The organism is Pseudomonas sp., assembly GCF_050739655.1.
Classification (GTDB): Bacteria; Pseudomonadota; Gammaproteobacteria; order Pseudomonadales; family Pseudomonadaceae; genus Aquipseudomonas.
In genome coordinates, this window is record NZ_JBOIBY010000229.1 from 1 (window position 1) to 12,149 (window position 12,149).

A 12,149-nucleotide genomic window follows, 5' to 3' on the forward strand; every position below is an offset into this window, starting at 1 on the left:
CGGCAGCTCCTACAGGGGATCGCATTTCAATGTAGGAGCTGCCGCAGGCTGCGATCTTTTGATCTTCCATCGACTGCTATGCTGGATTGACCGTGTTCCATCGACGCCGAGCGCCAGTCAAGAGAGAGCCCGTCATGTCCCAGTTGCCGTCCTTGAGTCAATTACGCGACCCCAATGCCTTTCTTCGGCGCCACCTCGGGCCTGATGCCGCCGAGCAGCAGGCGATGCTCGACAGCCTCGGCCTGGGAAGCCGGGTCGAGCTGATCGAGCAAACCGTGCCGCCGGGTATTCGCCTGAACCGCGCCCTCGACCTGCCGCCGGCATTGGACGAAGAAGCGGCGCTGGCCAAGCTGCGGGGTTATGCCGAGCAGAACCAGGTCTGGACCAGCCTGATCGGCATGGGCTATCACGGCACGCTCACGCCGGCTGTCATCTTGCGTAACGTGCTGGAAAATCCCGGCTGGTACACCGCGTATACACCCTATCAACCGGAAATTGCCCAAGGCCGGCTCGAAGCCTTGCTGAACTTCCAGCAATTGACCATCGACCTTACCGGGCTGGAACTGGCCAATGCCTCGCTGCTGGATGAAGCCACCGCCGCGGCGGAAGCCATGGCCCTGGCCAAGCGGATAGCCAAGTCAAAAAGCAACCTGTTCTTCGTCGATGAAAACTGCCATCCGCAAACCATTTCGGTGGTGCAGACCCGCGCAGAAGGCTTCGGCTTCCAGCTGATCATCGACACTGTGGATAACTTGAAGCAGCACCAGGTGTTCGGTGCGCTGCTGCAATACCCGGATACCCACGGCGAGATTCGCGACCTCAAACCGCTGATCGATCACCTGCATGCCCAGCAGGCATTGGCGTGTGTCGCCGCCGATTTGCTGAGCCTGCTGTTGCTGACTCCACCGGGCGAATTGGGGGCTGACGTGGTGTTCGGTTCATCCCAGCGCTTTGGTGTGCCAATGGGATACGGCGGGCCGCACGCAGCGTTTTTTGCCAGTCGTGACGAGTACAAACGGGCGATTCCCGGGCGGATCATTGGCGTGTCGAAAGATGCCCGTGGCAACGTCGCGCTGCGCATGGCCCTGCAAACCCGCGAGCAACATATTCGCCGTGAAAAGGCTAACTCGAACATCTGCACCGCGCAGGTGTTGCTAGCCAACATCGCCAGTTTCTACGCGGTGTACCACGGACCGGAGGGACTCAAGCGCATTGCCCAGCGCGTGCATCGACTGACCTGCATCCTCGCCGCGGGGCTTGAGCGCAAGGGCATCACACGCCTCAACCAGCATTTCTTCGACACCCTGACCCTGGAAGTCGGCGGCACCCAGACGGCAATCATCGAAAGTGCCCTGGCTGCGCAGATCAACTTGCGCATTCTGGGGCGTGGTCAGTTGGGCCTGAGTCTCGACGAAACCTGTGACGAGGCAACCGTGGGGAAACTGTTCGACGTGTTCCTGGGCGCCGATCATGGGCTCAACGTAGATGAACTGGACGCTGAAACCCTGACACCCGGCATTCCCGCCGGGCTGGCACGCACCACGCCGTATTTGCGTCATCCGGTGTTCAACGCCCACCATAGCGAAACCGAGATGCTGCGTTACCTCAAACAACTGGAAAACAAGGATCTGGCACTCAATCAATCGATGATCCCGCTGGGCTCGTGCACCATGAAACTCAATGCCACCAGCGAAATGATCCCGATCACCTGGCCGCAGTTCGCCAACTTGCATCCTTTTGCGCCGAAAGCACAGGCGGTTGGTTATTCATTGATGATCGAAGAGCTTGAACGCTGGCTCTGCGCGATCACCGGTTTCGATGCGATCTGCATGCAGCCCAACTCCGGCGCCCAGGGAGAGTACGCAGGGCTGCTGGCTATCCGCAAATACCACGAGAGCCGCCACCAGGGTGGGCGGGATATCTGTCTGATTCCGTCATCGGCCCACGGCACCAATCCGGCGTCGGCGCAGATGGCCGGGATGCGCGTGGTGATTGTCGAGTGTGACGAAGCCGGCAACGTCGATCTGGATGACCTGAAGGAAAAAGCGGCAGAGGCCGGGGATAAACTCTCCTGCCTGATGGCGACTTATCCTTCGACCCATGGCGTGTACGAGGAAGGCATCAGCGAAATCTGCGAAGTGATCCACCAGCACGGTGGCCAGGTGTACATGGATGGCGCCAACCTCAACGCCCAGGTCGGCTTGGCACGCCCGGCGGACATCGGTGCCGACGTGTCGCACATGAACCTGCACAAAACCTTCTGCATTCCCCATGGCGGCGGCGGGCCGGGCATGGGGCCGATTGGTATACGGGCGCATTTGGCGCCGTTCGTGGCCAATCATCCGGTGGTGCCGATCGATGGACCGCTGGCGCAGAACGGTGCTGTCAGCGCAGCGCCGTGGGGTAGTGCGAGCATTTTGCCCATCAGCTGGATGTATATCGCGATGATGGGGCCGCAACTGGCGGACGCCAGCGAAGTGGCCATCCTTGCGGCAAACTACCTCGCGCGGCATTTGTCCGGAGCCTTCCCGGTGCTCTACACCGGGCGTAATGAGCGGGTTGCCCACGAATGTATTCTTGATCTTCGACCATTGAAGGCACTGACCGGCATCACCGAGGAAGACGTTGCCAAGCGCCTGATGGACTACGGCTTCCACGCGCCAACCATGTCGTTCCCGGTGCCCGGAACGCTGATGGTCGAACCCACCGAAAGTGAATCGAAGGCGGAACTGGACCGCTTTATCGGGGCAATGCTGAGCATCCGCGCAGAGATTACCGAAGTGCAAAACGGCAACTGGCCGGCCGAAGACAACCCGCTCAAGCGCGCACCCCATACCCTGGCCGATATCACCGGGGTTTGGGAACGGCCCTACAGCATCGAACAGGGCGTGACGCCGGATGCGCATACCAAGGCGCACAAGTATTGGCCGGCGGTGAACCGCGTCGACAACGTCTATGGCGATCGCAACCTGTTTTGCGCGTGTGTGCCGATGGATGAGTACCGCTGACCTTCCGAGGCACACTGCACCCGTGTGGGAGCGGGCTTGCTCGCGATGAGGGCGTGTCAGTCGATAACAATGTTGCGTGACACTCCGCCATCGCGGGCAAGCCCGCTCCCACAGGGATCTTCAATAGGTTTGAATTTGTGCAGGAAATACGGGCAAAAAAATGCCGCTCATCTGAGCGGCATTTTCATATCGGCAACGATTACTCGGCAGCCACGGCATTCTTCGCCAGGATCGCGTTCGCCAGTTCCATATCCGTAGCCTGCAGGCCAGGATTGTCGGCGCGGACTTTCTGCATTGCCGCTTCCAGATACGGACCACGGATGCCGCCGTCACTGGCGACGAAGCTGCCGGCATCGTCCTGGGCAGCGACGATCAGCTTGTGATCCTTGAACGTCAGGTAGGTCGAGCCGGTGGTCGCACCGGAAGAAATGACGTTACGCCAAAAGCTATCAGCCATCGCCGAACCGACAGGCACGGACAACAAGGCGATGGTAGCGACAGCAAGTTTGAAACGCATGATGGGTGACTCCACAGGGGGTTTTTAACTACGGCCTTGGATCGCCATTTCCCCAATCGAGTTCCATCACCGCGCGTCTACTTCTGCTCGCTCTGCGGTGTCACGCGCAGTACCTCCTCGACAGTGGTCAATCCGGCAGCCACCTTTTGCGCCCCTGACAGCCGCAGGCTGCGCATGCCTTCCTTGAAAGCCTGACGTCTAACCGCCAGCAGGTCGGTGTCGGGGCTGATCAGCGCCTTGATGCCATCGCTGAGCTGCATGATTTCGTAGACCCCGGCACGCCCGTGATACCCGGTATCGCGGCACTCCAGGCAACCAATGGCGCGCTGAGCGTTGGTGGGCAGCGGCGCTTGCCAGGGCCGGGTCAGGGTTTGCCAGTCTTCTTCGCTCAGGGTTTGCGGAGCCTTGCAGTGCGGGCACAAGGTGCGCACCAGTCGTTGGGCCATGATGCCGAGCACAGTGGCCTTGATCAGGTAGTGCGGCACGCCGAGTTCCAGCAGACGGCTGATGGCACTGGGCGCATCGTTGGTGTGCAGGGTCGACAGCACCAGGTGACCGGTCAATGCAGCCTGGATCGCCATCTCGGCGGTTTCGAGGTCGCGGATCTCGCCAATCATGATGATGTCCGGGTCTTGCCGCATCAGCGCGCGCACGCCGGCGGCGAACGTCAGGTCGATGTTGTGCTGGACCTGCATCTGGTTGAACGACGGCTCGACCATCTCGATTGGATCTTCGATGGTGCAGAGATTGACCTGCGGCGTCGCCAGCTTTTTCAGCGTGGTGTACAGCGAGGTGGTCTTGCCGGAGCCGGTTGGGCCAGTGACCAGAATGATGCCGTTGGGTTGGCGGGTCATGTCCTGCCAGCGTCGCAGGTCATCGGTGGAAAAACCAAGCTGATCGAAGTCTTTGAGCAGCACCTCGGGGTCGAAAATCCGCATGACCATTTTTTCGCCAAAGGCTGTCGGCAGGGTCGACAGCCGCAACTCCACTTCACCGCCGTCCGGGGTCTTGGTTTTCACCCGACCGTCCTGGGGTTTGCGCTTCTCGGCGACGTTCATTCGCCCCAGGCTTTTCAAGCGGCTGACGATGGCCATGGTCACTTGCGGCGGGAATTGATAGACGTTGTGCAGCACGCCGTCGATGCGAAAACGCACCGTGCCCTGTTCGCGTCGGGGTTCGATGTGGATATCGCTGGCGCGCTGCTGGAAGGCGTACTGGAACAGCCAGTCGACGATGTTGACGATGTGCGCATCGTTGGCGTCTGGCTCCTGATCGCTGGCGCCGAGGTTGAGCAACTGTTCGAAGTTGCCCAGCGTGTTGACCTGCTGATCGGCGTTATTGGCCCCGGTAACCGATTTGGCGAGCCGAAAAAACTCCACACTGAAACGCTGGATATCCACCGGATTGGCGACCACCCGCTTGATGGGCAGCTTCAGCACATGCATCAGGTCGGCTTCCCAACCGGTGACATAGGGCTGGGCGCTGGCGACCGTCACGGCATCACGGTCGATGGAGACGGCTAGAATCTTGTGGCGCTGGGCGAAGGCATAGGACATCAGCGGGGTGACGGCCGCAACGTTGATTTTCAACGGGTCGATACGTAGATAAGGCTGGCCCGCCTGTTGGGACAGCCACAGTGTCAGGTTTTCCAGATCGAGGTGTTTGCCGGGACGGCTGAGGTCTTCCAGCTGTTGGCTGGCGACGAATTCCAGAGGGTGCATCTGGCCATGGGCGGCCTGGCGACGACGGGCGTTGAGTGCCTGTTCGGCCGAGTCCTGGCTGATAAAGCCTTGGGCGACCAGTTCACGCAGCACATCATTGAGATCCAGCCAGCGGTCCTGAATGGCGAATTGAACGGACATGCGGGCTCCTTTTGAACAACAGTTCGCAAAGGATAGTCGTGACCCCTCAGACCGTTGGGCCACTACCCGACGAAGCCGTATCCGGCTTTTTCAGCCGGTCGCCTGGGCCGGTTCAACCCACGCAGAATCAGCGATTCGCAGATCGACCGAGCAGACGCTGATCAGGTTACGAAGTTTCTCCGCAATCACTTGGGCGCGATGCCAGCTCAGTCCGTCCATGACGATCTCGATGGCCAGCAGATCATCCTGACGTTGTACGTTCACCTGTTCCGGCGTCAGGAATTGCAGGGCAAACAGATTGAGTGCGCGGCACAGCAGATCCGGTTCAGCTTCGGCCCGCAGTTGATAGTGCACACGACAGTGGGCATTGCTGGCATTCCACACATCGGCGCGGGTGGGCAGGGTGTTGACGGCTTCAAGATGCGGCATGTTCAGGCTCCAGAATCATTGGGGAAATGTTTACATCCGCAGCCGGGTATTTCTTCTCTATGATTGGGTGAATTGCATTGTTCTCGAATTATTCAATTCGCCATTCGATAGATAACGGGTTTTTTTATGCAGATCGAGTTGGACGGTTACGACCGCAAGATTCTCGCGTTGCTGCAGGAGGATGCTTCGCTCTCCAGTGCGCAGATCGCCGAACAGGTAGGGCTTTCGCAGTCACCGTGCTGGCGACGGATTCAGCGGATGAAGGACGAGGGGATCATTCGCGCTCAGGTGACCTTGCTCGACCGCAAGAAAATCGGCCTGAACACGCAGATATTCGCCGAAGTGAAACTCAACGCCCACGGCCGCTCGAACTTCACCGAATTCACCGAGGCGATTCGCGGCTTTCCCGAAGTGCTGGAGTGTTATGTGCTGATGGGGTCGGTGGATTTTTTGCTGCGCATTGTCACGGCGGACATTGAGGCATACGAGCGCTTTTTCTTCGAGAAGCTGTCGATGGTACCGGGGATTCAGGAGGTCAATTCGATTGTGGCGTTGTCGGAGATCAAGTCGACCACCAGTTTGCCGGTCTGAGCTTTGCGGTGAATGTGCTGGCCTCATCGCTGGCAAGCCAGCTCCCACATTGGTTTTGTGTACGCCACAAATCCCCTGTGGGAGCCAGCCTGCTGGCGATGACGGTATTACATGCGCAGAAGCATCTTCCAGGCACGATTCTGATAAACCGCAATCGCCTGCTGCTTACGCGCATCAAGCAGCTCATCAGTGATCGTCGGCTCGTTAGCCAATTGCGCCAGCTTGTTCAGCTCGCCATACAGTCGATCCATTTCCGGGATCTCCAGCACGTTACGCGCGTGGTGCAACCAGACCTGGATGCGTTCGATACGTGGCAGCTGTTCAGCCAGGTCTTCCGGCTGTTGCTGGTAACGCTGCAGTTGCAACGAGGTGGCTTCTTCGCCCAGCAGACGCGGCAACCAGCTGCCCAGTTGCGCGCCGCCCTGGCGATTGCCCCGGGTGTTGCGGTCGGCGGCCCAGGTGCGGGCCAGCAGCCAGCGTGAGGTGGTCAGGGAAAACAGGCCCCAGCGCGGGTCTTCGAGTTCTTCGAGGAACTGCTCTGGCGCAGCTTTGCGCACGTCTTCGTCGTCCAGACCGGCCTGTACCAGCGGGCGCCAGTCTTCCAGCAAGGCGTCGAGCGCGACCCGCAGGTCGTGGGTCGATTGACGCGGTGCGGCTTGACCGAGGCTGCTGATCAGCGCGCGCATTTCAGCCAGGCTCTCGACCCAGTCCTGCAACAGACGCCAGTGACCATTGAAGCGATACTGCTCGGCCAGGCGCTGGCTGCTGCCCAGCAAATGCCAGCTCAGCGCGGCGAACGCGTCGTCCAGCTGGGTTTCGGCGGTGATCTGCGGTGCTGGAAGACTCAACGAATAACTGTGGGCGTCGTACAGACGGTAGCCGCGCTCGGCCTTGCTGATATCGCACGGCATCAGCGCCAGTTTCTCGGCCAGCTCGGCGGCCAGTTCCAAAAGTGCGGCGGGTTCGCCTTCGCGCAATTCCAATTCCAGCTCGCAGATTTCTTCTTTCTGCTTGCCGACCACGACATGGCCCAAATCCAGCGCGGCTTCGATAACCACTTTGGTCTTGCCACGGCCCCAGGCGATTTCTGCGTATTCGCGCACGAAATCGGTGGTGAAGATTGGCTTCAGGGTTTTCTTGTCCAGATCGGCCAGTGCCTCGGGCCAGCATTCGCCGTCGAGTTTTTTCAGGTCGAGCTTGGCTTTGGGCAGGTTCCAGTTGTACTCATTGCGTTCGGACAAGCCGGCGACGCTTTGGCCGCGGGTCTTGAGAGTCTGAATCACTTCTTCGCCATCCTTGCGCAGGCGCAGGGCGACTTTGGCCTGTGCCAGGTCACGCTCTGGGGTGTCGAAGTACTGGTTCATCAACTCACGGCGTTCCCAGCCACTTTTGTTGCGTTTTTTCAGTAACGGATGCTCGCGCAGGGCGGCGAGGGTTTCTCGGCTGACGCGGAGTTTGATTTCGGTTTCTTTGTGCATGGCCGGAAAATCCAGGATCGGGAGCGCAGCCGGGGAATATGTGGCTGCCAAGGTCGTGCAGTGTACAGGACTGAACCTTCCTGCGCCGCGCGACGGTTTATTCCTGTCATCGGATGGCTCTATGATGGTCTTCAATTCGGGAGTTGGGAGTCAGCGATGCCTTTGCCGTCCATGAAAGAACAATTCGCTGCGCTGATTGCTGCACCGTCCGTGAGCTGTACCCAGGCGAGCCTCGATCAGTCCAATCGTCCCGTGATCGACCTGTTGGCCGCCTGGCTCGGTGATCTGGGCTTTGCCTGTGATATCCAGCAGGTCAGCCCCGGCAAATTCAATCTGCTGGCCAGTTTTGGCTCCGGCCCGGGCGGGCTGGTGCTGGCCGGTCACAGTGACACCGTGCCGTTCGATGGCGCGTTGTGGCAGACCGACCCATTGAAGCTGACCGAAGTCGATGGCCGTTGGGTCGGGCTGGGCAGCTGTGACATGAAGGGCTTTTTTGCCCTGGCCATCGAAGCCGTCAAGCCGCTGCTCGATCAACCGTTCAAGCAACCCCTGTTGATTCTCGCTACCTGTGATGAAGAAAGCTCGATGTCCGGCGCCCGGGCGCTGGCCGAAGCCGGTCGCCCACTGGGACGCGCGGCGGTGATTGGCGAGCCGACCGGGCTCAAGCCGATCCGCATGCACAAAGGCATCATGATGGAGCGCATCGACATCCTCGGGCAGAGCGGCCATTCTTCGGACCCGCGCCTGGGTCATAGCGCGCTTGAAGCCATGCACGATGCCATCGGTGAGCTGCGCGGCCTGCGCCTGCTGTGGCAGCGTGAATTCCGCAATCCGCAGTTCGGCGTGCCGACGCCGACGATGAATTTCGGCTGCATCCATGGCGGCGACAATCCCAATCGAATCTGCGGGCAGTGCTCCCTGGAATTTGACTTGCGGCCGCTGCCAGGCATGGACCCCAACGTCCTGCGCGCCGAGATCTTGCGCAAGCTCGATCCGATTGCCGAGCGGCATCAGGTCAAAATCGATTACGCACCGCTGTTCCCCGCCGTGCCGCCTTTCGAGCAGGCTGAGGATTCGGAGTTGGTGCGCATTGCCGAGAAGCTGACCGGCCATAGTGCCGAAGCAGTAGCGTTCGGCACCGAAGCGCCTTATCTTCAGCGTCTTGGTTGCGAGACTCTGGTGCTCGGCCCAGGGGATATCGCCTGCGCGCATCAGCCGGGGGAATATCTTGAAATGTCACGTTTGCAGCCTACGGTGCATCTACTAAGGCAGTTGATTGAACATTACTGCCTTACACCAGTCATTACCGACTGAACGCAACCCTTGTAGGAGCTGGCTCAACCCTGCACTGCTGGCTGCGATCTTTTGATCTTGCTTGTAAAAAACAAAGATCAAAAGATCGCAGCCTTCGGCAGCTCCTACAGTGGGGTGTTGTTAAATTGCCGATGTTTGAACCCGTATTCATGAGGAGAGCGCGCGTGTCGCCAAGCCTGTTCCGACGATAACCATCAGCCCGCTGTGCGTTTTCTGTTTCGCCCTTTTTTCGGCTGCTATTTATTACAGGCCCAGGTCCATGCCCGAATACGTCAATTGGCTTCGTCACGCTTCGCCCTACATCAACGCCCACCGCGATTGCACCTTTGTCGTCATGCTGCCCGGCGATGGAGTCGAGCATCCCAACTTCGGCAATATCGTCCACGACCTGGTGCTGTTGCACAGCCTGGGTGTGCGGCTGGTGCTGGTCCACGGTTCCCGCCCGCAGATTGAAGCGCGCCTCGCCGCTCGCGGCCTGACCCCGCATTACCACCACGGCATGCGCATCACCGATGCGGCGACCCTGGAGTGCGTGATCGATGCGGTCGGCCAGCTGCGCATCGCCATAGAGGCGCGTCTTTCCATGGACATGGCGTCTTCGCCCATGCAGGGCTCGCGCTTGCGTGTTGCCAGCGGCAACCTGGTGACCGCGCGGCCGATCGGTGTGCTTGAAGGCGTCGATTACCATCACACCGGCGAAGTGCGCCGGGTCGACCGCAAAGGCATCAACCGCGTGCTGGACGAGCGCTCCATCGTGCTGCTGTCGCCCTTGGGCTACTCGCCGACCGGTGAAATTTTCAACCTCGCCTGTGAAGACGTCGCCACCCGCGCGGCCATCGACCTCGGCGCAGACAAACTGCTGCTGTTCGGTGCTGAAAAAGGCTTGATCGATGAACACGGCCGCCTGGTTCGCGAACTGCGTCCGCAACAGGTGCCAGCGCATCTGCAACGTCTTGGCAGCAACTATCAGGCGGAACTGCTGGATGCCGCGGCCCAAGCCTGCCGTGGCGGCGTTGCCCGCAGCCACATCGTCAGTTACGCCGAAGACGGCGCCCTGCTGACCGAGCTCTTCACCCGCGACGGTGGCGGCACACTGGTCGCTCAGGAGCAGTTCGAAGTGGTGCGCGAAGCGGCCATCGAAGACGTCGGCGGGTTGTTGGACTTGATCAGCCCGCTGGAAGAGCAGGGCATTCTGGTGCGCCGTTCCCGCGAAGTGCTGGAGCGCGAGATCGAGCAGTTCAGCGTGGTTGAGCGTGAAGGCATGATCATCGCTTGTGCGGCGCTGTATCAGATCGCCGATTCGGATGCTGGAGAGCTGGCTTGCCTGGCGGTTAACCCGGAATACCGTCACGGCAAACGCGGCGATGAGTTGCTGGAACGTATTGAAGCCCGCGCGCGTGCTCAGGGCTTGAAGACGTTATTCGTCCTCACTACCCGCACCGCGCACTGGTTCCGCGAGCGCGGCTTCGAGCCGAGCAGCGTCGATCGCCTGCCGTCGGCGCGTGCTTCGCTGTACAACTATCAGCGTAATTCGAAGATCTTCGAAAAAGCCCTTTGACCGTAAGGCCCTGATCGCTGGCCAGCTCCTACATGATTCACGCAGACCTGTGGGAGCTGGCTTGCCAGCGATCGGTTGCGAAGCAACCGCAATGATTACTCGGTTACGAACTTCGCGCTGACATACGGCGAATAATCCGGCAGCACCGTTTCTACCTTCCCTTGCTCCTTCAAGAACTTCGCCGTCTCACCAATCGCCTTGGCCGTGCCGCCATCGAGCAGTGCGCTGGTTTGTTGCGCCTTGGCATCCGGGAAAGCGGAGCCGGCCAGTAATTCCGGCACGTCGGCGGCGTTGGCGCCGGTCAGTTTGGCGATTTTTTGCACAGGCTCCGAGTCAACCGTCCAGTTGGCTTTATGCGCTGCGTAATCAGCAAAAGAGTCGAGGGTGACCTTGGCGAACTTGGCCACAACCTCAGGATGCTTCTCGGCGTAATCCTTGCGCGCGACCCAGACTTCGAAGGTGGGGGCTCCCCATTGGCCGACCTGAGCGGCATCGGTCAAGGTCTTGCCGGTCTTGCGAATTTCCCCCAGTGCTGGCGACCAGACAAACGCGCCATCGATGTCACCGCGCTTCCAGGCTGCTGCGATTTCCGCTGGTTGCAGGTTCACCACTTTGACTTTCGAGGTATCCAGGCCCCAGTGCTTCAGGGCGCCGAGCAGGCTGTAGTGAGAGGTTGAAACGAACGGAGTGGCGATGGTCTTGCCGATCAAATCCTGTGGCTTATCGATGCCACTGCCGTTGCGCACCACCAGGGCTTCGGCCGCATTGATCTGTGCCGACACGATGAACGCGACAATCGGCAGGTTGCGCGAGGCCGCCGCTGCCAGAGGGCTGGAGCCGAGGTTGCCGATTTGTACATCGCCGGACGCTATCGCGGTGACCACTTCCGGGCCGCTATTGAAACGACGCCAATCGATAGGCTGGCCGATGGTCTTTTCGTACACGCCATCCGCTTGAGGGACTTTGCTGGGGTCGATACCGGTCTGGTAGCCGACCGTGAGATTCGATGCCTGGGCGGAAAAAGAAATGAATAGCGATACACAAACTGTAACAATCGAGTTGGATAGTGCCCGCTGTGTCGTCATGACGTCGGCCTTTTCGATAGGTTTTGTTTCAGGATTGTTTCAAAACCTAAACGATCTAAAAAACAAAGAATAAATACCTTTTAGGAATTAGCTTATAGGCCGCCCGCTCTAGTCCGGGGTACTGATTGCAATGAGCTAAATTCCTAAACGGTATGAGAAAAGAATCCACTTATTCTTTTCAGGTTTATGACGAAATCATGACCCTGCAGGGACCAAAAAATTGGGGATTAGACTATGGTCGTAGACACACATAGTTACGATTGACTTGTTGGTCACCGTCCGGCGCTAATCGCGCATCTTAGGTTTT

General features: G+C 59.5%; 9 protein-coding genes. 4 read left to right on the forward strand and 5 right to left on the reverse strand.

The annotated features are described in order from the left end of the window. The first annotated feature begins 134 nt into the window (after positions 1 to 134). Positions 135 to 3,008 (forward strand): aminomethyl-transferring glycine dehydrogenase, encoded by a 2,874-nt coding sequence (gene gcvP, locus ACRESJ_RS11365; RefSeq protein WP_431757985.1) that lies wholly within the window; start codon positions 135 to 137, stop codon positions 3,006 to 3,008. Positions 3,009 to 3,207: 199 nt separating this feature from the next. On the opposite strand, the gene ACRESJ_RS11370 is transcribed toward gcvP, so the two are convergent. From ACRESJ_RS11370 to ACRESJ_RS11380, 3 genes are all read right to left on the reverse strand, one after another. Further along, a complete protein-coding gene (locus tag ACRESJ_RS11370; RefSeq protein WP_431757986.1) occupies positions 3,208 to 3,525 on the reverse strand; it encodes a DUF2388 domain-containing protein in 318 nt (105 codons plus the stop codon). Between the two features lie 77 nt (positions 3,526 to 3,602). Then, positions 3,603 to 5,387: a GspE/PulE family protein gene (locus ACRESJ_RS11375; RefSeq protein ID WP_431757987.1), complete on the reverse strand. Its 1,785-nt coding sequence runs from the start codon at positions 5,385 to 5,387 to the stop codon at positions 3,603 to 3,605. 90 nt (positions 5,388 to 5,477) lie between these two features. Further along, positions 5,478 to 5,816: a hypothetical protein gene (locus ACRESJ_RS11380; protein WP_431757988.1), complete on the reverse strand. Its 339-nt coding sequence runs from the start codon at positions 5,814 to 5,816 to the stop codon at positions 5,478 to 5,480. Positions 5,817 to 5,942: 126 nt separating this feature from the next. On the opposite strand from ACRESJ_RS11380, the gene ACRESJ_RS11385 reads away from it, so the two are divergent. After that, complete coding sequence (locus ACRESJ_RS11385; protein WP_431757989.1) at positions 5,943 to 6,407, forward strand: Lrp/AsnC family transcriptional regulator; 465 nt, start codon at positions 5,943 to 5,945, stop codon at positions 6,405 to 6,407. Positions 6,408 to 6,514: 107 nt separating this feature from the next. On the opposite strand, the gene ACRESJ_RS11390 is transcribed toward ACRESJ_RS11385, so the two are convergent. Then, positions 6,515 to 7,885, reverse strand: coding sequence for an inorganic triphosphatase (locus tag ACRESJ_RS11390; RefSeq protein ID WP_431757990.1), 1,371 nt, complete (start codon positions 7,883 to 7,885; stop codon positions 6,515 to 6,517). Positions 7,886 to 8,041: 156 nt separating this feature from the next. Between ACRESJ_RS11390 and argE the strand changes: the two genes are divergently transcribed. Together argE and argA are read left to right on the forward strand one after the other, a co-directional pair. Next, positions 8,042 to 9,199, forward strand: a complete 1,158-nt coding sequence (gene argE / locus ACRESJ_RS11395; RefSeq protein WP_431757991.1) for an acetylornithine deacetylase — start codon at positions 8,042 to 8,044, stop codon at positions 9,197 to 9,199. Positions 9,200 to 9,458: 259 nt separating this feature from the next. Next, on the forward strand, positions 9,459 to 10,757 hold the full coding sequence (gene argA, locus ACRESJ_RS11400) for an amino-acid N-acetyltransferase (RefSeq protein ID WP_431757992.1): 1,299 nt from the start codon (positions 9,459 to 9,461) through the stop codon (positions 10,755 to 10,757). A 95-nt stretch (positions 10,758 to 10,852) separates the two neighbouring features. Here the strand turns inward: argA and tauA are convergent, their stop codons facing one another. Further along, positions 10,853 to 11,842, reverse strand: a complete 990-nt coding sequence (tauA, locus tag ACRESJ_RS11405; protein WP_431757993.1) for a taurine ABC transporter substrate-binding protein — start codon at positions 11,840 to 11,842, stop codon at positions 10,853 to 10,855. Positions 11,843 to 12,149 lie beyond the last annotated feature (307 nt).